Annotated in this window: 17 protein-coding genes; 7 read left to right on the top strand and 10 right to left on the bottom strand. The window is 72.1% G+C overall.

From position 1 onward, the window contains the following. Window positions 1–23: 23 nt before the first annotated feature. The 5 genes from KF823_13245 to KF823_13265 form a co-directional block, all read right to left on the bottom strand. On the bottom strand, window positions 24–704 hold the full coding sequence (locus KF823_13245; GenBank protein MBX3726870.1) for a response regulator transcription factor: 681 nt from the start codon (window positions 702–704) through the stop codon (window positions 24–26). Window positions 705–733: 29 nt separating this feature from the next. Beyond that, the gene (locus tag KF823_13250) at window positions 734–982 is read right to left on the bottom strand and encodes a PepSY domain-containing protein (GenBank protein ID MBX3726871.1); all 249 of its coding nucleotides are present in this window, start codon (window positions 980–982) and stop codon (window positions 734–736) included. Window positions 983–1,182: 200 nt separating this feature from the next. After that, complete coding sequence (locus tag KF823_13255) at window positions 1,183–2,097, bottom strand: amidinotransferase (protein MBX3726872.1); 915 nt, start codon at window positions 2,095–2,097, stop codon at window positions 1,183–1,185. Next, a complete protein-coding gene (gene dusA, locus KF823_13260) occupies window positions 2,097–3,140 on the bottom strand; it encodes a tRNA dihydrouridine(20/20a) synthase DusA (protein MBX3726873.1) in 1,044 nt (347 codons plus the stop codon). The genes KF823_13255 and dusA overlap by 1 nt, the downstream gene beginning before the upstream one ends. Before the next feature lie 256 nt (window positions 3,141–3,396). After that, on the bottom strand, window positions 3,397–3,810 hold the full coding sequence (locus KF823_13265) for a hypothetical protein (protein MBX3726874.1): 414 nt from the start codon (window positions 3,808–3,810) through the stop codon (window positions 3,397–3,399). 212 nt (window positions 3,811–4,022) lie between these two features. On the opposite strand from KF823_13265, the gene KF823_13270 reads away from it, so the two are divergent. After that, window positions 4,023–5,231 carry a PQQ-dependent sugar dehydrogenase gene (locus KF823_13270; protein ID MBX3726875.1) on the top strand — a complete coding sequence of 403 codons (1,209 nt, stop codon included), beginning with the start codon at window positions 4,023–4,025 and terminating at the stop codon, window positions 5,229–5,231. A gap of 106 nt (window positions 5,232–5,337) precedes the next feature. Here KF823_13270 and KF823_13275 read toward each other — a convergent pair whose 3' ends face one another. Both KF823_13275 and KF823_13280 read right to left on the bottom strand, forming a co-directional pair. Then, window positions 5,338–6,837 carry a 2OG-Fe(II) oxygenase gene (locus KF823_13275; GenBank protein ID MBX3726876.1) on the bottom strand — a complete coding sequence of 500 codons (1,500 nt, stop codon included), beginning with the start codon at window positions 6,835–6,837 and terminating at the stop codon, window positions 5,338–5,340. Between the two features lie 219 nt (window positions 6,838–7,056). Beyond that, window positions 7,057–8,496 (bottom strand): hypothetical protein, encoded by a 1,440-nt coding sequence (locus KF823_13280; GenBank protein ID MBX3726877.1) that lies wholly within the window; start codon window positions 8,494–8,496, stop codon window positions 7,057–7,059. 228 nt (window positions 8,497–8,724) lie between these two features. Here KF823_13280 and KF823_13285 point away from each other — a divergent pair, with 228 nt between their 5' ends. The 3 genes from KF823_13285 (at window position 8,725) to KF823_13295 (ending at window position 14,895) form a co-directional block, all read left to right on the top strand. Continuing rightward, window positions 8,725–11,046 carry a hypothetical protein gene (locus KF823_13285; protein ID MBX3726878.1) on the top strand — a complete coding sequence of 774 codons (2,322 nt, stop codon included), beginning with the start codon at window positions 8,725–8,727 and terminating at the stop codon, window positions 11,044–11,046. After that, the gene (locus KF823_13290; GenBank protein MBX3726879.1) at window positions 11,043–13,091 is read left to right on the top strand and encodes a hypothetical protein; all 2,049 of its coding nucleotides are present in this window, start codon (window positions 11,043–11,045) and stop codon (window positions 13,089–13,091) included. The genes KF823_13285 and KF823_13290 overlap by 4 nt, the downstream gene beginning before the upstream one ends. Window positions 13,092–13,206: 115 nt before the next feature. Next, window positions 13,207–14,895: a GGDEF domain-containing protein gene (locus tag KF823_13295; protein MBX3726880.1), complete on the top strand. Its 1,689-nt coding sequence runs from the start codon at window positions 13,207–13,209 to the stop codon at window positions 14,893–14,895. Window positions 14,896–15,389: 494 nt separating this feature from the next. Here the strand turns inward: KF823_13295 and KF823_13300 are convergent, their stop codons facing one another. After that, on the bottom strand, window positions 15,390–16,133 hold the full coding sequence (locus KF823_13300) for a DUF3011 domain-containing protein (GenBank protein MBX3726881.1): 744 nt from the start codon (window positions 16,131–16,133) through the stop codon (window positions 15,390–15,392). A 296-nt stretch (window positions 16,134–16,429) separates the two neighbouring features. On the opposite strand from KF823_13300, the gene KF823_13305 reads away from it, so the two are divergent. Next, window positions 16,430–16,687: a hypothetical protein gene (locus KF823_13305; GenBank protein ID MBX3726882.1), complete on the top strand. Its 258-nt coding sequence runs from the start codon at window positions 16,430–16,432 to the stop codon at window positions 16,685–16,687. Window positions 16,688–16,832: 145 nt separating this feature from the next. Here KF823_13305 and KF823_13310 read toward each other — a convergent pair whose 3' ends face one another. Both KF823_13310 and KF823_13315 read right to left on the bottom strand, forming a co-directional pair. Beyond that, window positions 16,833–17,255 (bottom strand): cytochrome c, encoded by a 423-nt coding sequence (locus tag KF823_13310; protein MBX3726883.1) that lies wholly within the window; start codon window positions 17,253–17,255, stop codon window positions 16,833–16,835. 77 nt (window positions 17,256–17,332) lie between these two features. Then, window positions 17,333–18,673, bottom strand: coding sequence for a ferredoxin reductase family protein (locus KF823_13315; GenBank protein MBX3726884.1), 1,341 nt, complete (start codon window positions 18,671–18,673; stop codon window positions 17,333–17,335). Between the two features lie 94 nt (window positions 18,674–18,767). Here KF823_13315 and KF823_13320 point away from each other — a divergent pair, with 94 nt between their 5' ends. Together KF823_13320 and KF823_13325 are read left to right on the top strand one after the other, a co-directional pair. Then, window positions 18,768–19,691, top strand: coding sequence for a DmsE family decaheme c-type cytochrome (locus KF823_13320; protein MBX3726885.1), 924 nt, complete (start codon window positions 18,768–18,770; stop codon window positions 19,689–19,691). Continuing rightward, the gene (locus tag KF823_13325) at window positions 19,688–21,889 is read left to right on the top strand and encodes an MtrB/PioB family decaheme-associated outer membrane protein (protein MBX3726886.1); all 2,202 of its coding nucleotides are present in this window, start codon (window positions 19,688–19,690) and stop codon (window positions 21,887–21,889) included. Before KF823_13320 ends, KF823_13325 begins: the two co-directional genes overlap by 4 nt. Window positions 21,890–21,892: the final 3 nt, after the last annotated feature.

A 21,892-nucleotide genomic window follows, 5' to 3' on the forward strand; every position in this document is an offset into this window, starting at 1 on the left:
CGCGCCCGGGCCGCGGCCGGCGTTCATTCCGATCGCGGGATCGAGAAGCGGTAGCCGCGCCCGCGCACGGTATCGATCGGCTTGAGGGTGCCTTCCGGGTCGAGCTTGCGGCGCAGCCGGCCGATGAACACCTCCAGCACGTTCGAGTCGCGGTCGAAATCCTGCTGGTAGATGTGCTCGGTCAGCTCGGCCTTGGAGACCAGTTCGCCGGCATGCATCATGAGGTACTCGAGCACCTTGTACTCGTAGCTGGTCAGCTCGACGGTCTCGTCGTTGACGCTGACGGTCTGCGCAGTGGTGTCCATGCTCACCGGGCCGCACTGGATGACCGGCTTGCTCCACCCGCTGGCGCGCCGCATCAGCGCATTCATCCGCGCCAGCAGCTCCTCGACGTGGAACGGCTTGACCACGTAGTCGTCGGCGCCGATCTTCAGGCCTTCGACCTTGTCCTGCCAGCTGCCGCGCGCGGTCAGGACCAGGATCGGGAAGCGGCAGTTCTCCTCGCGAAGCTTCTCGATCAGCTCCATGCCGTTCATCCTCGGCAGGCCGAGATCGATGATCGCGAGGTCGAACGGCACTTCCTTGCCCAGGTAGAGGCCCTCCTCGCCGTCGGCCGCGGCGTCCACCGCGAATCCCTCGCGCTTGAGCCTGGCCGCCAGCGTCTCGCGCAGCGGCGCCTCGTCTTCAACCAGCAGGATGCGCATGGACAGGTCTCCCTATACGTGGTCGGCAATCAGCGCCGCGCGGATCCGCGGCTGGACTTGGTCACCACCCTGACCCGGCCGTCGGGGGTGAGCACCTTGATGCGGTACAGCTCCCTTGGGCCGGCCCGTACGGTGTCGGCGGAAAGCACGCGGCCACCGGTTTCCTGCTGCACGAGCTCGATGGCGTGCTGGAGACTGTCGGCCGCGTCGCGGGCCAGCGCGGCCGGCGCGACGGCCAGCAGGCAGGCCAGGATGAGGGGACGCAGGATGCAGGTCATGAGCGCGGGATTGTGGTCGGGAAGCGGGCGGCGGCGCAACCGGGTGGCTGCATCCGTGCCAGACTGGCCCTTCGCCATTGAATTCGCACTGAACCCCGCTCGCCCCGGACTCCCGCTGTTCAGCGCGGCAGGCCCGGCCCGGACGGCTCGGTTCGGGCGAGGTCGCCCCACGACCCCTGCCCGTCCCGCCCGTGTCGTCATCAATACAGCTCGGCGACGCAGCAGCGCAGCGAACCGCCGGCTTTCTCGATTTCCGGAAGCGCTACGGTGTCGATGCGCCAGTCCATGTCCGCCAAGGCAGAGACCGTCTGCGGCCGGAGCGCCGACCTGGCGCCCGCACTCATCCACACCGAGCCTTCACGCAGGGCGATGCAGTTGCCCGCGAATGACGCCTGCTCGCCAGCCGACAGCGCCACGCACCGGCCCGCCCAGGCAGTCGCGAGCGCATCGGCGACTGCGGCATCGGCCAGGCCGGACGCCGACATCACCAGGCTTCGTCCACCAAGCACGCTGAGCACCACGTTGGTGTGGTACTCGCCGGGCGCCAGGTCGAACGCGAAGCTCAGGCGCAACCCGAGGGACTCGTGCATGGCAAGGGCCCCGGCCAGGTTGCAGCGCTCGGACAGCCCGCACAGGCCGATGCCGCGACGCCGGTCGATCACCAGGGCGCCGGTCAGCTCGGCGATCGCCTCGCCGCCGGCCAGATCGGTCACCGCGTAGCCCAGCAACTCGGTGAAGAAGCCGCGGATGTCGGCCCGCGCGGTCTCGCGTTGCCTCTGCGGATGACGCATGGCGCCCAGCAACAGCCGGCCTGGGACGGTGGCGAACGCATTGTTGAGGAACACCGCGTCGGGCGTCGCCGGGTCGCCGGGAAAGGTCACCACGGGCAACTGCCTCGACAGCGCGGTCGCCAGCGCCCGGTGCTCGGCGGCACAACGGTCGGCATCCACGGTGTCGGCCGGTCGCATGTAGGCGTTGTCCGCGCAGCTTTCCGCAGCGGGATCCAGGCCGTCGGGCGCCAGCAGCAGGGCGGCGCGCGGGAAAGGCGGCCCCCAGGGGGCGTCGGGCAGACGGGTCAGCGCAGCCAGGAATGCCTGCGGGTCGGTGACCAGCATCAGGCTGCCTCGTCCAGGGCGGGCGCCAGGGCCGCCAGGGCCTGCTCGACCACCGGCCAGCCGGCGCCAGGCTGGCGCGCGGACTCGGTAAGGATGCGCCGAAACGGCCGCGCGCCTGGCAGGCCATGCGCCAGGCCCAACCAGTGCCGGACGATCGATGCCAGGCGATCGCCCTTGGCCAGCCGGGATTCGACGTAGCCGCGCAGGCCGGCGATCACGCCCTGGCGGTCAGGCAGGGCGGTCCCGAACAGTCGATGCTCGATCTGCGCCAGGCGCCACGGTGTGTGGTAGGCGGCCCGGCCGAGCATGACGCCGTCGACCCGGGCGAGCGCGGCGTCGATGTCCTGGTCGGCCTCCAGGCCGCCGTTGAGAACCACCGTCAACGCCGGCCGCTCGCGCTTCAGCCGGTACACGCGCGGCCAGTCCAACGGCGGCACCTCGCGGTTCTCGCGCGGGCTGAGCCCCTTGAGCCAGGCCTTGCGCGCATGCACGACGAACACGCCGCACCCGGCGCCCGAAACGATCTCGACGAAGCGCTCCAGGTCCTCGTAATCGTCCTGCTCGTCGACGCCGATCCGGCACTTGACCGTCACCGGCACGGCGGCCGGCACGGCGGCGCGCATCGCCGCCACGCAGTCGGCCACCCGGGCCGGCTCGCGCATCAGGCAGGCGCCGAACGCGCCGTCCTGGACGCGCTCGCTCGGACAGCCACAATTGAGATTGATCTCGTCCATGCCATGCTCGACGCCGATCCGCGCGGCGGCACCGAGCAGTGACGGGTCGCTGCCGCCGAGTTGCAGCGCCAGTGGGTGCTCCTCGCCATCATGCGCCAGCAGTCGACCGGCATCCCCGCGCACCAGGGCGTTGGCGTGCAGCATCTCCGTGTACAGCAAGGCATGCGGCGCCAGCCGCCGGTGCAGGACCCGGCAGTGGCGATCGGTCCAGTCCATCATCGGCGCCACCGACAGGCGGCGGGCGGCAGCGGCCGCGCCGGTCGATGGCGGTGCGCTCGCGATAGGGGCCTGGCCGGCGGTGGCAGTCATCTGAAAGGTGTGAAGCGCGGAAATCGGGCGCACAGGATAGCGCGTGCACCGCCGGCGACCGTGGCGCCATCCGGTGCAACCGCCCTGGCCCGCTGCGTGAGCGGAGGCCGGCAGCGGCGCGCGGCACCGGGCGATCGCAAGCGCCCGCCGTCGGCGCGACCGGCCCGGGCCTTGTCCTGCACGCATCCGCTGCCCGGGACGCAGGGTCCGCCACAGGTCGTCAGCGGATCGAAATCGCCCTGGCCGGGAACGGTGCTCAGCGGGCCGGCGGCGCCGGCAAGGCCTGCGGCCGGCGATTGGCCCTGACGGCCCACCAGACCAGCAGGCCGATCAGGATCAGGGGCGCCAGCAGCGGCAACAGGGCCAGCGGCAGCACGACCAGCGCCACGACGGCGGCCAGCACCGCGCCCACGGCGCCGAACACGGCTCCGAGCACCGCGCCGACCACGCCGATGGCGAGACCGAACACGACCAGTACGAGGCGCATGACCAGGCCGACCAGGCCGAGCAGGGCTACCGCCATGATCGCCGGCAACGCGACCGCGGCGGCGCCACCGAACAGCGCAGCCACGCCCACGCCGATGCCCGCCAGCACCAGCAGGGGAAGGGCGACCGCAGGCAGGATCACCAGTGCGGCGAGCACACCCAGCACGATCAGGACAGTCTTCATGGTTCCGGCTCCCGGTTGCGCCGACGTCCGGTCGGCTCCTATGCGGCTTTCATGCCGCGTGACCAACGTAGCGTTCCGGCGCATCGTCGTCGGGTGGAAAAGGTCATGGTCGCCGCGCAAGGGCCAGCCACCGTTCAGGCAGGACCACGGCGCGTGAACATGCCCTGTGCTGTCATCGGACGTCCGTTCACCCGTCCGCGGAGGACCGCACGATGATCCGATCCACACTTGCCACCGCCTGCCTGGCGCTCCTGCTGGCGGGCTGCACCGATTCGGCGCAGGACAGGGAGTCGGCCGCCGCCCCGGAAGCATCCGGATTGGCCGCACCCGCCGATGCCGATCCGGCGCCTGCCGTGTCGCCCGCAACGTCGGGCCTGCCGTTCCAGGTCAGTCCGGTGGCCAGCTTCCGGTCTCCCTGGGCCATGAGCTTCCTGCCCGACGGCCGCCTGCTGGTCACCGAGAAGGCGGGCGCCCTGCGCCTGTTCGACCCCGCCAGCGGCAATACCGGCAACGTCACCGGCGTCCCGGCGGTCGACCATGGCGGCCAGGGTGGCCTGGGCGACGTCGTGCTGCATCCCTCGTTCTCCGACAACGGCCTGGTCTACCTGAGCTATGCCGAGGCAGGCGAGGACGACACCCGTGGCGCGGCGGTCGCCCGAGCGCGGCTGGTGCTCGATGACGGCGATGGCCGCCTCGAGGACCTCTCGGTGATCTGGCGGCAGGTGCCCAAGACCACCGGACGGGGCCACTTCGGACACCGGCTGGCGTTCGGGCCGGACGGCCATCTGTGGATCACGTCCGGCGAACGCCAGAAATTCGACCCCTCGCAGGATATGACCGGCAACCTCGGCAAGGTGCTGCGCCTGAACGACGACGGCTCGGTGCCGGCGGACAATCCGTTCGCCGACCAGGGCGGCGTGGCCGCGCAGGTCTGGTCGCTCGGCCACCGCAATCCCCTGGGCATCGACTTCGACGATGCCGGCCGACTGTGGGTGCACGAGATGGGGCCTGCGCACGGCGACGAGCTGAATCTGATCCAGCGCGGTGGCAACTACGGCTACCCGCTTGTCTCCGACGGCGACCACTACGACGGCACGCCGATCCCCGACCACAACACGCGGCCGGAATTCATCGCCCCGGCGATCTCCTGGGTGCCAGCGATCTCTCCAGCCGGCTTCGTGATCTACCAGGGCGATCTGTTCGGCGACTGGCGCGGCAGCGGGCTGATTGGCGGCCTCTCCAGCCAGGCGCTGGTTCGAGTGGCGTTCGAGGGCGAGCAGGCCCGGGAGGTCGAGCGCTACGAGATGGGCGCGCGCATCCGCGAGGTCGAGCAGGGTCCGGACGGCGCGATCTGGGTGCTGGAGGACGAGCGCGATGGCAGCGGCGGGCGCCTGCTGCGCCTGGATCCCGCGCGGCCCTGAGGGCAGACAGCCATGACCAGGCCTGCACCGCCGTGTCGCCGTCCCATGTCCAGGACTCCGTGTCCAGCCATGTGGCCGGCCCGCTGAGCCCGGCATGCCGGGCCGGCTATTGCCAGGGTGGCACCGGCGCAGCACGCAGGGTGCATCGCCACAGCCACTTCTCGCCGGCCTGCACAGGCTCGCCTGCGTGCAGGGACTCGGGGTCGGGGTGGCCGTCCGGATCGACATTCCAGTGGATCAGCCCCATGCCGTCCTGTCCGGCCACCGTCAGGCCGGCGCGGGGGTAGGCGGTGCCGCCGCCACGCCCGGGCGCCCGCAGATAGACCAGGAAGGTCGCCATGCGCTGGCCACTCGGGTCGCCGCGCTGCACCAGGTTGCGCTGCACCTGTTCGGCGCTGAACCAGTCGACATGCGGGCGATAGGCCTGGCCGGGGCGGTAGCGGATGATCGAACAGGGCTCCAGCGCCCGCGTCGACCAGCCGGTCAGGGCGGCGATCCGGCGCTCCATCGTGCGCACCACGGCATCGGCGTTGATGCCGCCGATCGGACAGCCCTCGCCGTCGAATTTCTCAAGTTCGGCATCGTCGTTTTCGCTGGCCGGGCCGTGGAAGCTCCGGGCGCCGGCCAGCCAGGGCGCGACGGCGGCCATCAGGTGCCCGCACTCCTCCTGGCTGGCGAAATGCTCGCTGCTTGCCACCCGCGGTCGCTGGCACAACCAGCGCCACGGGCGGGGCGCGGCCGACTGCAGGGGTTCGGCGCCAGGATCGCCACCGACGGCGCGCAGGCGGCCGTCATGGTCGAGGACCAGGCCGGGATGGCCGATCGCGGCGAACGCCGCAACCGCAGCAACGACCAGCTGCTCGCTGTGGCCCGGATCGGCGACCGGATCGGCCAGCCTGCGCAGCACCGGTGCGGCACGCTGCCCCGCCGCCAGCAGGGACTGGTACCAGTGCCGAACCCGCTGTGGATCGGCCTGCGTGAGCAGTCGGTCGGCGGCGGGACGAGCCCCTGGCCAACCGGCATCCGCGGCCCTGAGCAGCAGCGCACGGCCAAGGGCCGGGTCCCGGCGCAGGCCGAGACCGCGGGCGGTCCGCAGTCCCAGCGAATGAAAGGCCGCCGGATGGCCCAGGGCACAGGCCAGCGCGAACGCCGCCGCTGCCGCCGAAGGGTCGCGCGCGATGCCATGGATTTCCCCGCAGTCGAGCAGGTAGCCGACCTGCCAGGCGTTGCCCGCGAGGCCCCGGGCGGCCAGCGCCCGGTGCAGGTCCAGGGCACGCGCCGGGTCGGCGGGCACGGCCAGGCCCTGGAGGCACAGGTCGGCCAGGCGGTCCAGCGCGCGGGGATGGCCCAGGGTGCCCGCGCGCTCCAGCCAGTGCAGCGCCCGGGACGGCGACTGCGCGTCCCGGGCCGACATCAGGTGGTAGGCGCCCAGCAACCAGCAGGCCTCGGCGGCCGACGCACCGGTGGTCGCCTGCTCCAGCAGCGCCAGGCCGCGCGCATGGTGGTCGCTGCCCGGGTCGTGCTCGACCAGCAGGCGACGCGCCAGCGCGAGCACCTGTGCATCGCCGTTTCCGGGTATCTCCGGGCGAGCATCCCCCACTGCCACGCTGTGCACTCCCATCAGCCGGCGACAGGATAGCGGCGTTGGTTTGTCCACGCGCCTGGCGCGGCGGCTGCCGGCGAGTCTGCCGCGCTGGCGCAGCGCGGCGGCGTCGAACGGGTCTCCAAGCGCGGCGCATGGGTGCCGCCTGCCCGGTTGTCGGAGCCGGATCGACGGTCCTGGCCGTTCTTCGAGTCGCCGACCCGGCGCGTGCCCGCAGCGCGCTCAGGGTGGCAGCGGCTCGAAATCGTCGGCGAACAGAACGTCCGCACGCCCCAGGCTGCCATCGGGATTGAGGTTCTGGGCGAGGATGTCGCCCTGGAAGCTGCCCATGGCATCCTGCCACGCGAAGGCGGCGAAACCGGCAGTCGATCGAGCCGCGACCAGCCGTCCGCCGTCGGTGGTGCCGGTCTTCAAATCGACCACCGCCGGCGTCCACACTTCGCCACCGGCGCTGTCCAGGGCAAGGGCGCGGATCGGCATCGCCGACGGAAAGCTGCCCTGGGCCCAGGAAAACACTGCATGACCGCCCAGTTGCACGGCCTGAATCTGGCCGCGGTCCTCGCCGCCCAGCCCCTGCAGCACGATGCCCTCCGGGCCCCAGACGCGCTGGCCGGCGGCGTCGACGCGCTGGGCATGGACGCCGAACAGCGATTGCGCGGCGTTGGTCTCGCGCCAGGCCAGCACGATGGCGCCATCGAGCCCGTCCACGAAGGCCGTTGGCGCGTATCGATTGCGGCTGGTGTCGAGCGAGGCGCGCAGGCCGTTTGCGGGAAACCGCGCGCTGCCGTCGGCACGCAGGTGCTGTACCGCCACCTCACCGCGCACGCCGGTTGCGAACTGCCATACGAACACGGCGCCTCCCTCGCCGTCGTGGCGGTGCACCGGGAAGTAGCCTAGCGGCATCGCGCCGGCGCTGGCGTCCATCACCACTCTGGCTGACGCCCCCCACAACGGCGCGCCGTCGCCACCGGCCAGCTTCTGCGCCCAGTACTGGCGGTTGTTGAACGACGCCTGGGCCTGCCAGGCCAGCACCACATCGTCGCCGGCGGCGCGCAGGTCGGCGAGCAGGAAGCTGCCCGCGGCGGGTTGCAGCAGCACCGTCTGCGGCCATGCCGCCTGGCCGGCGGCATCCAGCCGGGCGACGCCGATGCCGCCGTCGCTGCGGCTCCAGGCCGCGACGATGCCGCCATCGGCGGTCGCCGCGATGCGGGGGGACAGGGCCTCGACCGGCCCGGAGGAGACTGGCACCGGTGCGGGCCAGGCGGGCGTGCCGTCCGGTGCGATCCGGGCGACCGCCGCCTGCGTCCCCTGCCCGGCCACCGTCAGGCGGAAGGCCAGCACCGCATTTCCGCCGGCATCGACGTCCAGGCCATAGTCCTGGGTGGAGGTGAACTCGCGCGCCGCGACCAGCACGCCCCCGGGCGGCCATTGCGCGACGCCCATGACGTCCAGGCGCTGCAGGCGTACGTCGTAGCCGCCCTGGGCGTTGTCGAACCAGCTGACGTAGAAGCCGCCGTCGGCGGTCGGCACCAGTTTCGGCTGCGCCTGCTCGCCGGGGCCGCCAGCAACCAGCAGGTTGCTGGCGGGATCGGGCGACCATTGCGCGGCCAGGGGCGCCGAAAGCGCGCCGATCAACAGGACGACCGCACTGCGACGCGCCATGGTTCGACTCCGTCCGCAAGGCTCATGCCTTGCCACAAAAAGCGGGAGGCCAGTGTAGTCGGCCCGCTGGCCGGCGCGGGAAGATGCGCATCGCCGGCCGGCGACCGGGGCCAGGCAGGACGGCGGCACGAGGGACCGCACCCGATCGCGGTCGCGGCCCTGGCTGCCGGACGATGGCCTGCTAGAGTCGCCCCGGGGAGGCCGGCGTGCCGGCGAGTGGAGGATGGGATGTCTGGACAGTCGGCGGCCGCGCGCGCGCGCGGTGGACGGATCGGGCGGGGCTGGCGGGCGCTGATGGCGGTACCACTGGGACGCATGTTGCGCTGGCTGGCCTGGCTGGTGGTCGCGCTGCTGGCGCTGGCGGTGCTGGCCTTCGTGCTGTACGTGGCGCTGCCGGTACGCTCGATCCCGGCGCTGGAGCCGGTCGACGACTACGTCTGGCTGGATCAGGGCTGGAGCGCGGAGCACCGGGCGCTGTGGTACTACACACCGCAGGGAACCTCGCTGCCGCAGGGTGCCCAGGCCGACCCGTTGCGCTACGCGTGGTTCGTGCACCTGGAAATGCCGCTGTCCCGGCAGCGCTTCGCCGATCCTGCGCACATGCGCCGTTACCGCTTCCTCGTCGACCCCGAGGCCACGCCTGCAAATCCCGACCACCTGCCGGTCGGATTCACCCGCCACTTCAACAGCGCGATCGGCGAACACGTGCTGGACATCACCTGCGCCGCCTGCCACAACGGCGAGATCCACCACCGTGGCGCGGACGGCCGGACCGTGGCGATCCGCATCGACGGCGGCCAGGCCATGCACGCCTTCACCGACATGCAGCGCGGCTCGTTCGCGCCGACCCTGGCCGCCTCGCTGGCGGCGACCTGGGCCAATCCGTTCAAGTTCAACCGCTTCGCCCGCAAGGTGATCGGGCCCCGCTACCCGGCCGGCAAGGCGCAGCTGCGCGCCGCGCTGCGCCGCACCCTGCTGGCCCTGCTGGAAACCGGCCAGAACAACCCGCTGCGCCATCTCTACCCGGTGCGCGAGGGCTTCGGCCGGACCGATGCGCTCGGCCGCATCGCCAACACCGCGTTCGGCGACCACCTGGTGGCGGGCAACTACCACGTCGCCACCGCGCCGGTCAGCTATCCCTACCTGTGGAACATCTGGAAGTTCGACTGGGTGCAGTACAACGGCTCGGTGGCCCAGCCGCTGGCGCGCAACGTCGGCGAGGCGATGGGCGTCGGCGCGGTGCTGCGCCTGACCGACACCTACGGCAATCCTCTGCCCGTGGCGGAGCGCCTGGACAGTTCGGTGCGCGTTCCAGACCTGGTGCGCATCGAACACACCCTGCAGGCTCTTGTGCCGCCGCCCTGGCCCGAGCACTTGCTGGGCGCCATCGACCGGCCGCTGGCCCGACGCGGCGGCGAGCTGTTCGAGCAGCACTGCCGGGGCTGCCACGGGCCGCACCAGGCCAGCGCGGCGGAACAGCAGGCGATGGCACCGGGCAAGCCCGGCCCGGAGGTGCAGTGGCGTATCGAGGTGATCCCGGTCGAGCACATCGGTACCGACGCCGGGGCCGCCAATGCCTTCATGGACCACCGCTACGACCTGCGCGCCACCGGCCTGGACGGCATGGAGATCGCCGGCCTGCTGCGGCCGTTGCTGGTCCGGCAGCTGGCGCGCGGAGTGCGCTGGCGGCTCACCGAGGTGGTCGAGGGCCGGGCGGCGGCCGGCCAGGATGCCGCGGCGCTGGCGGCCTTGCTGGCCGACTATCCCGACCCGGATGCCGCGGCGACCGCCATCCTGCCCCGTGCCTCCTTCGCCGCGATCGCCGCGGCGCTGGCGCCGCTGCCGATGCCGATCGCGCCGCCGGCAGCCGGCTGGTCGTGCGACCTTGCGTGCCAGACGGACTGGCTCGCCTGGAACGTCAGCGGTGCCGAGGCCGCTTATGAAGGTCAGCTTGCCGCGATCGACCCGGCCAGCCTCAGCGAGGGCGAGGGCCTGAACCTGCTGGGCCTGCTGATCAAGCGCCACTGGTTCGCGCAGCGCGAGATCGGCTGGCAGCAGCAGATGTGCATCGAGGGCTTCGGCACCCTCGACCTGCCCCAACAGGTGCGCGGCTACAAGCCGCGGCCGCTGGCCGGCGTCTGGGCGACCCCGCCGTTCCTGCACAACGGCTCGGTGCCCAACCTGTACGAGATGCTGCTGCCGCCGGAACAACGCAGCGCGCGCTTCTTCGTCGGCCGTCGCGACTTCGACGTCCGTCACGTCGGCTATGTCACCGAGCCCGACCAGGACGGCACCGCCGATGGCTTCTGGCTGGATACCGGCATCGACGGCAATCGCAACACCGGACATGCCTTCGCCGCCGATCCCGCGCAGTGGACCGCGCATCGCGCCGACCCGGCCAAGCACCCGCTGCCCGCGGGGGTGATCGGGCCGCTGCTCGACGACGCCGACCGCTGGGCGCTGGTCGAGTACCTGAAGATCCACCAGGACCCGACAACCCCCGCCGGCTACCAGCCACCCGACTGCGGCCTGGTCGCCAGCAGCCCATGAGCGGCGACGGCCACTGCCACGATTTCGCCCAGGTCGCCGCCGACGAGGCGGCGTGGATCGCACGCCGCCGGCAGGCCAGCGGCCTGCCCGCCGACACCGCCGCGGTCGGCCTGGCGCTGTCCGGCGGCGGCATCCGCTCGGCGGTGTTCAACCTGGGCCTGCTGCAGGCGCTGCACAGCGCCGGCCTGCTGCGACAGGTCGACTACCTGTCGTCGGTCTCCGGGGGCGGCTACGTGGCCGGCTGCCTGTCCTGGCTGCGCCATACCGTGCCCGGCTGGCGCGGCTGCCCGTTCCAGGCGCCGCTGGCCGATGGCTCCGGGACGGTGCTGGACTGGCTGCGACTGAACGGCAAGTTCCTGATCGCCGCGCCCGGTTTTTCGATGTGGACCCTGGTCGCCGCGATCCTGGCATCGACCCTGCTCAACCTGCTGGTGTTGGCGCCCTTGCTGATCGGCCTGCTCTGGCTGCTCGGCCTGCCCTGGTGGCCGGCGCAATGGCCGCACTGGCTCGCCCTGCCGGGAATGGCCGCGCCGCAGGACCACGACGGCTACTGGCTGGCCCTGCGCGGCGGACTCTGGCTGCTGGCTGCCTTCCCCGCACTGGCGGTGCTTGCGGCGCTGCTGATCGGTACCGCGAAGGCGCGCTCGGACCGGCTCATGCACGCCATCCGGCTGCTGCTCGGCCAGGTGCTGGCCCTGGCCTGTGGCCTGCTCGCGCTGGGCACCCTGCCGCTGGCCTCGCGGCTGGGCGACGCCCTGGTGGCCGGCATGGACGACGGGCTGCTGCGGCTGGTCGGCGGCCACCTGGACTGGGGCCTGGCGATCGTCGCCGGCCTGACCGTGCTGCTGGCCGGCCGCGGCCGAGCCCGGCGCGGCCGCCAGGGCCTGGCGATCGCCGGCCTGGCGCTGCTGCTCTACGGCGTGGTGCTGCTCGGTTACCACCTGGCTGTGCAGGACGACGTGGTGGCGACGCCCGCCTTCGCCACCGCCCTGGCCCTGTCCGTGCTGCTGGCGTTCACCTGCGACCTCAACCGCGTCTCGATGTTCGCCTACTACCGCGCCCGGCTGGTCGGCAGCTTCCTGCCGACGGTCGCTGGCGGCGGCGCGCAGCGCTCGATCTCGCTGCGCATGGACCGGCTGGACCCGGACAGCGGTGCGCCGCTGCCGCTGGTCAACACCACGCTCAACACCTTCTCCTCTCCGGACGCCCGGCGACGCGCCCGTGGTGGTGCCAGCTTCTTCGTGTCGCCGCTCTGGCTGGGCTCCGACGCCACCGGCTTCCGGCGCAGCGCCGATTACGCCGGCGACGCCGCCACGCTGGCCAGCGCCCTGACCATTTCGGCCGCCGCCATCGACCCGGACACCCACGTCACCCGAAACCGCGCGCTCAGCGCCCTGATGGCCTTGCTCAACGTCCGACTGGGTTTCTGGGCGCTCAATCCGCTCCGGCATCGCAGCGACTGGCTGCCGCGGCCGCGCTGGTGGCTGTTCATCGCCCGCGAGATGCTGGGCATCGGGCTGTCGGAACGGCATCGCCACGTGCATCTGGCCGACGGCGGCCACTTCGACAATCTCGGTCTGTACGAACTGGTGCGTCGGCGGGTTCCCAACATCGTGGTGAGCGACGCCGGCGCCGATCCCGACCTGGATTTCGGCGACCTCGGCCGGGCCATCGAGCGGGTGCGGGTCGACTTCGGCGCCGAGATCGAGCTGGCGGTCGACAGCCTGGCACGCGAACGCGAGGCGGGACTGGCGACACGTCCCTGGCGCCTTGGCACGATTCGCTACGCGGACGGCAGCGCCGGCCGCATCCTTTACCTGCGACCGATGATGGCCGCCGGACTGTCCGCCGACATCTACACCTGGTGGCGCGGCCACCCGAGCTTCCCGGACGAGTCCACCGCCAACCAGTTCTTCGGCGAGGCGCAGTTCGAGGCGTACCGCGCGCTCGGCTTCGAACTGGCCGGTCGTCTGCTGGCCGGGGCGCCAACCCAGGACATCGTGGCCTGGTTCGACCACCTGGCCGGGCTGGAGCGGGCCGGATGAACGGCACCCGGCGCAGCCTCGCGACGACCGGGCGCAGCGGCAGCCCGCCGACCTGCCCCAGGGCCTCGACCTCTTGACCCGGACGACGATCACCATGGGACGCCCTGCCCGCCTTTTGATCCTGCTGCTTCTGCTCGCGGCAAGCGCCGGCCTGGCCGCGCAACCGGGCCCGGTGGTCGCCACGCCCGGATTCGGCAGTGTCGACCTGCTCGGCCACCTGGAGCTGCTGGAGGACCCTGACGGTGCGCTGGACCTGCCCGCAGCCATGGCCAGCCAGGGCTTCGCCGGCATGCCGGCGCGCGGCGGCAACTTCGGCTTCAGCGGCTCGACCTGGTGGGTGCGCTTCGCGGTGCGCAACCCGGGCAGCGAACGCATCGAGCTGATGCTGCGCCAGGACTATCCCCTGATCGACGACCTGCGCGCCCACATCGGCGACGGTGCGGGGGGCTTCCGGACCGTCGCCACCGGCGACCAGGTGCCGTTCGACCGTCGCGAGCTTGACCTGCGCAATTTCGTGTTTCCCGTGCCCGTGCCTGCCGGCGCGACGGTCCCGGTGTACCTGCGCTTCGCGACCACCGGCACCATGGACATCAGCCTGCACCTGCACGAGCCGGCCGCACTGTTCGGCCTGGTCGGCGTCGAGCAACTCGCCTATGGCATGTACTACGGCGGCTTCCTGGCCCTGATCGTCTACAACCTGTTCATCTTCATCGCCGTCCGCGACCGGGTGTTCTTCTGGTACCTGCTGTACGCGGTCGTGTTCGGCCTGCACTTCGCGGTGCACAACGGCTTCGCGTTCCAGTTCCTGTGGCCGGATCAGCCGGCCTGGGCCAACCAGAGCCTGGTCGTGCTGCTGGGACTGTCGCTGGCGTTCGCCCTGCAGTTCACCCGCGGATTCCTGGATGCCCGACGGGTGACCCCCCGGATGGACAAGGCGGCAATCGTGCTGCAGGTGCTGGCGATGGCGCTCGTTCTGGCCTCGTTCGTGCTGCCCTATGCCCGGGTGATCGTGCCGATCGCCCTGGTCACCGCCCTGGTCACCGGTCTGATCCTGACCATGGGCACCTGGGCGATGGTCAAGGGCTATCGTCCGGCCCGGTACTTCATGCTTGCCTGGGCGGCCATGCTGTTCACGGTGTTCGCCTACATGCTGAAGGCGTTCGGGCTGCTGCCGCACAACACCTTCACGCAGAACGGCTTCCAGATCGGCTCGCTGCTGGAGATGACCCTGCTGTCGGTGGCGCTGGCCGCGCGCGTACGCGACCTCCAGCGGCACAGTTTCAGCGACCCGCTCACCAATCTGCTGAACCGCCGGTCGTTCGACCAGCACCTGGAACTGGAATTCGTACGGGCCACGCGCAATCGCACGCCGGTCTCCCTGCTGATGGTCGACATCGACCACTTCAAGCGTTTCAACGACCAGCACGGCCACGCCGCAGGGGACCAGGCGATCCAGGCCGTGGCCAGGCAGCTGCGGCGCTCGGTACGACAGGGCGACGTGGTGTGCCGTTACGGCGGCGAGGAGTTCGCGGCGATCCTGCCCGGCGCGAGCTGCGCCGACGCTGCCATGGTCGCCGAGAAGATCCGCGCCGCGGTCGCCCAGGCACGGGTTGCCGGGCAGGCGCTGAGCGTCAGCGTCGGCGTGGCCTGCAGCATCGACGCACCCTACGAGGATGCCGACGAACTGTTCCGCACCGCCGACCAGGCGCTCTACGAGGCCAAGGCGACCGGGCGCGACCGCGTGGTCCAGCACGGCAAGCGCCTCACCACAACGTCGCCGGTCGAATCGGCACATCCGGATTGACGCACCGTCGGAGACGACACCGGCCGGTACCCGCTCCCCGTCGGCTTGGCGCAAGGCGCTTCGCCCGCATGCTTCGGCGAGTTCCAGCGTTGCCCGCATGAGACCCCACCCCGGCACAGGCAGCCGCCCGCGGCAACCGACCTGGCCCGGATGATTCGCGAGGACGCGTGGCGAGGCCGTCGGGATCGCGTCGTGGTGCCGGCAGGGAACCGTTTGAGACTGAAGGCGCAGCCGACATCACCCTGAACTGGCCGACGGGAGCAGGCTGCGCCACGGCGCGACGATCCGCCGCCACAGCAGCGGCCTCGTGAAACATCCGGGCCCGCGCCGGCGAATGCTGGGGCCCCTCGAAACACCACCCTCCCGGCCTCCTTGGAATCCGCCTGACCGGCGCACCTCCGGCCAGGCTCCCGGCCAATCGACCCCCAGCGCGGTCGCTCCGCCCGGCGGCCGGACCATGGCTGCCAGGCGGCTGGCCGTTTTTCGGCAGGCCGCTACCTCGGCCAGTAGCGGAACAGTCCGCCGCAGCCATCCCGCACGCGCAGGCTGCGCTCGTCCCAGTCCCAGTTCAGGCCTTCCTCGCAGGGCGCGTCGCCGTCCTGCTGGTGGAGCACGGCCTGTCGCGCCGGCACCGGGAACCGGCAGGTCGCTGGACGGCCACGGATGCTGGTGCAGGCAAGATACTGGGGGCCCGACAGGGGCGGCGGCGCATCCGGATGGCCGCTGCCCTGCCGGAACAGGCCGGCGCAGCCGGCGTCGACCCACAGGCCCTGGGCATCGACACCCCAGCTGCTGCCTTCGGTGCAGGGGGCGCGGGACAACTGCCTGACCAGCACCGTGGGGCGCGAGGGCGCATTGCAGCGCGTATATGCGTTGCGCCGGCTGCGGCACTCCAGCTCGACCTCGGCACCTGGCCAGCCGCCGCCTGTATGCCCGCCTCCGCCCTGCGCAGGCGGCGCCGGGGGGCCGCCGCGGCCGTCCGCGAATTCGCCGGCGCACCCGTCGCTGACCCAGATCCGACCTCGTCGGCTGCCCCAGGTCCGGCCCTCATCGCACGGCGCGCGGGACAGCTGCCGAACCAGTCGGACCTCACGGAACGGTGTCTGGCACTCGTTTCGCTGGTAATCGCGCGACCGGCACTCGACGGTTTCGGAGGCGCCGGCATCCGGCACCATCGACAGCAGGCCGAGCACTAGCGCCGATGCTGTCGCGGCGACCCAGGCGAATCTCGTTCTCACGGCGGTTCTCCCATCGGTACACAAGGCACCTGGCGAGTCTATGGGATACCGACCCGGGTTGGCGAAGACCCCTTGCAGCCTGCATGGGCAATGCCGGCAGGCTGCATGGAACGCCGGAGCCGGGGGCCACTGCGAACTGCGCGGATCGCCCCGTTCAGATTGCCGCAGACGCACCGCGCACGCGGCATTCCGTGCCTTGGCAGCGGGTCGACACCGGCGCTTCGCCCGCCTGTGGCACGCACGTTGCGACGGTTTTCCTGCGGGCCGTTCCCGCTCATCCCTTCAAGGAGAACGCCATGACCAAGACCCTGTTGACCAGCCTTGCCGCCACCGCTGCCCTGGCTCTCGCCGGCCACGCCTTCGCGGACGACCACACCACCTTCGAGTCGCTCGACGCCAACGGCGACGGCATGATCACCGCCGACGAGATCCCGGCAGGTCACAAGCTGGCCGAAAAGTTCAGCTCGATCGACACCGACGGCAACGGCCAGATCACCCGCGCCGAGTTCGACGCTTGGAAGATGAGCCGTGAGGAGGCCAAGTCCGACTACTGAGCCGATGCCAAACGCGCTCACGCGACCGGTGTGCCCGCGGTCGCGCGGCAGGGCCACGGCCGGAACAGGGGCGTCCCTCGGGGCGCCCTTCCTGCTGCCTTGGGCCGGCTTTCCCGCGCGGCTGGGCGGGGAGCCGCACCCGAGCTCAGTCCTTGAGCGAGGACAGGTAGGCGACCAGGGCGTCCAGCTGCTCGGCGGGCAGCGACCGGTAGGCCTGCTTGGTGCGCAGTGCGCGCGGAGACAGGTCTTCGGCGATGCTGTCGCCACCGATCACCCACTCACGGATCTGCGCGGGTGCCAGGGCGCTGCCGACGCCGTCCAGGGGGCTTCGCGGGCTGCCGGTGCCGGCAATGGCGTGGCAGGCCGCACAATCATTCTGATCGTAGACCTGTCGACCCAGCGCCAGCACCGCGGCCTCGGTGTCCTCAGCAGCGCCTGGGTCGACCGCCGAGTGCGAAGCCGCACCCAGGGTGACCGGCAGGTTGCGGACCGCGGCAAAGGCGGCGGTAAGACCCAGCACCAGAAGGCAGGTCAGCAGCGCCAGCCTCCTCGCCCATCGTTCGCGCATGCTCGCGTCCTCCGTGTCGGGGAAGGGGATCGACCCGATGATGCCACCGCCAGACCCGTTCCGCCGGTGGCCGCCGCTCAGGCCAGGTCGAACAGTTCGGAATGCACCTGGCGCAAGGGCACGCCCAGTGCCACAAGGGACTGCTCGGCAAGGCGGATCATGGCGGTCGGACCGCAAACGTAGCACTGCAGACCGGCGACGTCCGCCGGCAGGTGCCGGGCCAGGACCGCGCTGTCCACGTAACCGGTTTCGCCCTGCCAGCCAGGCGGCGGCTCCAGCAGCACGTGCACCACGGTCAGTCCGATCGCCGGCGCCATCGCCTCGATCTCGTCGGCGAAGGCGCTGCGCTCGCGCACCCGGTTGCCGTAGAACAGCCACTTGGGCCGGGTGTCGCCGCGATCGGCCAGGGCGCGCAGCATGCTCATCACCGGCGCGATGCCGACGCCACCGGCGATGAACACCTGGCCGGCGGCCTCCGGCTGGCGGTCGATGCCGAAGCTGCCGTAGGGTCCGTCGACGTAGGCGGTCTCGCCCGGCGCGATGCTGCCGATGGTTCGGGTGAAATCGCCCAGCTCCTTGATGGTGAACGAGACCGCGCCCGCCTGGGTCGGCGTCGACGAGAACGAGAAGGGGTGCTCGCGCATCGCGAACGGGCCCGCACGCAGGGTCAGCCAGGCGAACTGGCCGGGCTGGTAGGCCGGTACCGGCCCGTGCCGCGGTGCCAGCGACAGCGTCCAGGTGCCGGGGCACTCCGGACGCACCGAGACCACCTGCCACGGCCTGCGCCGCAGCCAGGCCGGACGCAGCAGCCGCACCCACACCGCCAGCCCGAGCCAGAATGCGCCCAGGGCGATCCACAGCGCGCGGTCGACCGGCGCCGCCAGATAGCTGCCGCTGCCGTGCACGTGCAGCAGGGCGGCCAGCAGCCCGCCGACCGCCAGCAGCACGTGCCAGCGCCGCCAGCGGTCGTAACCGATGCCCAGGCGCTTGCGCCACAGCGAACTGGCGACCAGCGCGGCGAACGCGAGCAGCGCGACCCAGGCCAGCAGCATGTGCGCCGGCATGGAGCGCGGATCCCAGCCGCCGGTCGCGGCCGGATGGCGCACCAGCAGGATGCCGGCGTGCAGCATCAGCAGGGCCAGGGCGCCGACCGCCAGGAAGCGGTGGAAGTAGTAGATGACATCGATGCCGAACGGCGCGGTCGCGCGTTTGAAGCGCGCGGTCAGCGCGAACTGCACGCCGAACATGCCGGTCGCCGCATAGCCCAGGGCCAGCGCGAAGTCCCACCAGAAGCCGCCGGGACGCGGCTGCGCGCCGACCATCAGGATCGCCAGCGGCGCCAGCACCAGCAGCAGGTAGACCGCCAGCCAGGTCGCTGCCCTCGCCCGCCCCGTCGCACCGCCGTCCGGATTCCGCATGCCGCCTCCTGGTCCGCGCAGGCTTGAACCCGGTCAAGTGCCGGGACGTGGCTCACGCTACCATTCCTGTCAGGTTCGGGCATGCGGAGGCGTCATGACCGGAGGATCCATCGCGGGTCGGCTGCTCGCCGCCACCGTTGCGCTGCTGGCGTTGCCCGGGCACCCGACCGACGGCGCACCGGCGCTTCCTGCCGCGGTGCAGGAGTGCCTGCAGTGCCACGACGAGCCGCATGTCGTGGCGATCCTGTCCGGCCCGCATGCGGTCGCTGCGGATGCCCGGACCGGCTTCGCCCGCCTGGGCTGCGGCAGCTGCCACGGGCCTTCCGATGCGCACATGCAACGTCCGCCGCGCGGCCAGCGCCGCGCCGCACCGGATGCACCGCTGCGCAGGGACGACCCGGCCGCGGTCAACGGCGCATGCCTGGAATGCCATCGCGGCGAGGCCGGGCTGCACTGGCCGGGTTCCGGTCACGACATCGAAGCGCTGGCCTGTACGGACTGCCATCGGGTGCATGCCGCCGAGGACCCGGTGCTCGCCGCGGACGGCGAGTTCGCGGTGTGCACCCGCTGCCACGGCAAGGTCCGCAGCGAGGCGCTGCGACCCTCCGCGCATCCGCTGCTGGACGGCCGCATCGCTTGCAGCGACTGCCACGCCGCCCATGGCGGCCCAGGTCCCGGGCTGCTCAGGGCGACCACCATCAACGAGAACTGCACGACCTGCCACGCCCAGTACCGGGGCCCGTTCCTGTGGGAGCACCCACCCGCCGCCGAGGACTGCCTGTCCTGCCACCGCCCGCACGGTTCGGTGCACGCACCCTTGCTGGTCAAGCGCACCCCCTGGCTGTGCCAGGACTGCCATCTGGCGCAGTTCCACCCCAGCACGGCGCTGAGCGGCACCGGCCTGCCCGGCGATGCCCCGCCTTCCGGCTCCAGCTCGCTGCTTGGACGCGACTGCATGAACTGCCATGTCCACGTGCATGGCAGCAACCATCCCTCCGGCGCCGGGAGCACGCGGTGAACGCGCACCGCTTTGCCTCCGCGGCGATGCTGGCCCTGGCGCTGGCGGTCCCCGCAGGGCAGGCGGCCGAGGGCAATGACACGAACACCTGGTGCGGCGCCGTACTGCTTGGCCTGGGCGTGTTCGACGACGGCGCCGCGACCGGCGATCTGGCCGGGCAGCGCGACGGCGGCACCGCCCTGCTCGACCTGCTGCTGTGCCGACGCCGGCACGCAGGTCCCGGTGGCGCCAGCCATCTGCACCTGGCCAGCCACGGCCTGGCCCTGGACACCCGCCGTCTGGCTCTGGATGCCGGCGTGCAGGGCCGCTGGCGCCTGCGCGCCGGCATCGACAGGCTGCCGGTACGGTCGATCACCGGCTTCACGGTGTTCGCCAACCCGGGCGACGCCGACCTGCGCCTGCCACAGGCCTGGCAGCCCGCTGCGACCACGGCGGGCATGGCCGCGCTCCAGGCCGCGCTGTCGCCGGTCGAGCTGGCGGTCGACCGGCGGCGCCTGCGCCTGCACGCGCTCGCCCACCTGGCCGAGCATTGGCACACCGAGGTGCGCTACGCCGAACACCGCCAGCAGGGCCTGCGCAGCCTGGCCGGCCTGGTCGGCAGCACCGGCGGCAACGCCCGCGCGGTGTTCGCGCCGGTCCCGGTCGACCAGCGCAGCCGCGATGTCGAGCTGGCGCTGCGCCACACCGGCAGCCGGGCCCAGGCCCGGCTGTGGCTGCTGCTGTCGCGCTTCGACAACGCCCTCGACGCCTTCGCCTTCGACAATCCCTACGCCGGCGTCGCCGGCTGGCATCCGGCCGCCTCCCACCCGGCGGGACGCGGACAGGTGTCCCTGGCGCCCGACAACCGCCATGCCCAGCTCGGCCTGTCGCTCGCCGCGGGCCTGCCCGGCAGCACCCGAGTGAACCTGGATGCCGCCCGTGGCCGCCTGCGCCAGGACCAGGCCTTCGTGCCCTACACCGTCAATCCGGCGCTGGCGCAGACCGTTCAGGTGCCGCTGCCGCGGGCATCCTTCGACGGTCGGGTCGACACCAGCCTCCTGCAGCTGCGCCTGTCCGGGCGGCCGCTGCCGGGCTGGCACTGGCAGGCCGGCTGGCGCTTCGAGGAGCGCGACAACCGCAGCCCCCGCGACGAATACATCGGCATCGGCGGCGATTCGCAGGCGCAGCAGGCCGCGCCCGACAGCGGCACCCGCCGCTTCAACCTGCCGGTCGGCCATCGCGACCAGCGGCTGTGGGCGCAGGGCGGCTGGCGCCGCGGCGGCAACGAGGCCCGAATGGGCCTGTCGCACCGTCGCACCGACCGCACCTGGTCGGCACGCAGCGACAACGACGAGACCCGCATCGAGGTCCTGCTGCGCGGCGCCCTGGGTCCCGACGCCGGCATCGGACTGCGCCTGGCCCGTGCCGATCGTGGCGGCGGCACCTACCTGGGCAGCCGGCCGTTCCTGGACAGCCATGCGCCGGCCTACACCGAGACGGTGCCTGGCCAGTTCGAGAACCTGCCCGGGCTTCGCCAGTACCACCTGGCCGACCGCCGACGCGAGCAGGTGGCGGTGTCCGCGCACTGGCAGGCGTCGCCGGCCTGGCGCCTGGAGGCCAGCCATGCGCTGATCGCCGACGACTATCGGCGCTCGGAGTTCGGCCTGCAGCGCAGCCGCATCCGCGACCACCGGCTGGAGCTCGGCTGGCAGCCGGATTCACCGTGGAGCGGCTTCGCCTTCCTGGCCCGCGAGCACCTGGCGGCGGACCAGGCCGGACGGGCGTTCAGCGGCGGCGCGGCGCGCCTGGCCCAGGCCGGCGATCCCGCCCGCGACTGGACCGCCCGCCACCGCGACACCGTCGACAGCGCGGGCGCGGGACTGCACCGCGAGTTCGCCGATGGCCGCTGGCGCCTGGGCCTGGATGGCGCCGTCTCGCGGGCCGCGGGCCATGTCCTGGTGCGCACCGGCCCGGCCCTGGCCAGTGCGCCGCTGCCCGACAGCGACAGCCGGCTGCTGGTTGCCGGCGCCGTTGCCCAGTGGCGGGTGTCGGCGCGCGACGAGATCGCCCTGCGCTGGCGGCTGGAGCGCGTGCGCAGCCGGGACTTCGCCAGCGACGGCGTGGGACCGGGCCAGCTCGCCAATGTCATCCTGCTGGGCGAAGCCTCGCCCGACTACACCAGCCAGGCCTTGCTGCTGTCCTGGCAGCGCCGCTGGTAACCG

This window comes from Lysobacterales bacterium (assembly GCA_019634735.1).
Classification (GTDB): domain Bacteria; phylum Pseudomonadota; class Gammaproteobacteria; order Xanthomonadales; family UBA2363; genus Pseudofulvimonas.

Coding starts and splice junctions, on each gene's coding strand:
- KF823_13245 (MBX3726870.1), bottom strand. CDS start 704: ATGCGCATCCTGCTGGTTGAAGACGAGGCGCCGCTGCGCGAGACGCTG.
- KF823_13250 (MBX3726871.1), bottom strand. CDS start 982: ATGACCTGCATCCTGCGTCCCCTCATCCTGGCCTGCCTGCTGGCCGTC.
- KF823_13255 (MBX3726872.1), bottom strand. CDS start 2,097: ATGCTGGTCACCGACCCGCAGGCATTCCTGGCTGCGCTGACCCGTCTG.
- dusA (MBX3726873.1), bottom strand. CDS start 3,140: ATGACTGCCACCGCCGGCCAGGCCCCTATCGCGAGCGCACCGCCATCG.
- KF823_13265 (MBX3726874.1), bottom strand. CDS start 3,810: ATGAAGACTGTCCTGATCGTGCTGGGTGTGCTCGCCGCACTGGTGATC.
- KF823_13270 (MBX3726875.1), top strand. CDS start 4,023: ATGATCCGATCCACACTTGCCACCGCCTGCCTGGCGCTCCTGCTGGCG.
- KF823_13280 (MBX3726877.1), bottom strand. CDS start 8,496: ATGGCGCGTCGCAGTGCGGTCGTCCTGTTGATCGGCGCGCTTTCGGCG.
- KF823_13285 (MBX3726878.1), top strand. CDS start 8,725: ATGTCTGGACAGTCGGCGGCCGCGCGCGCGCGCGGTGGACGGATCGGG.
- KF823_13290 (MBX3726879.1), top strand. CDS start 11,043: ATGAGCGGCGACGGCCACTGCCACGATTTCGCCCAGGTCGCCGCCGAC.
- KF823_13305 (MBX3726882.1), top strand. CDS start 16,430: ATGACCAAGACCCTGTTGACCAGCCTTGCCGCCACCGCTGCCCTGGCT.
- KF823_13310 (MBX3726883.1), bottom strand. CDS start 17,255: ATGCGCGAACGATGGGCGAGGAGGCTGGCGCTGCTGACCTGCCTTCTG.
- KF823_13315 (MBX3726884.1), bottom strand. CDS start 18,673: ATGCGGAATCCGGACGGCGGTGCGACGGGGCGGGCGAGGGCAGCGACC.
- KF823_13320 (MBX3726885.1), top strand. CDS start 18,768: ATGACCGGAGGATCCATCGCGGGTCGGCTGCTCGCCGCCACCGTTGCG.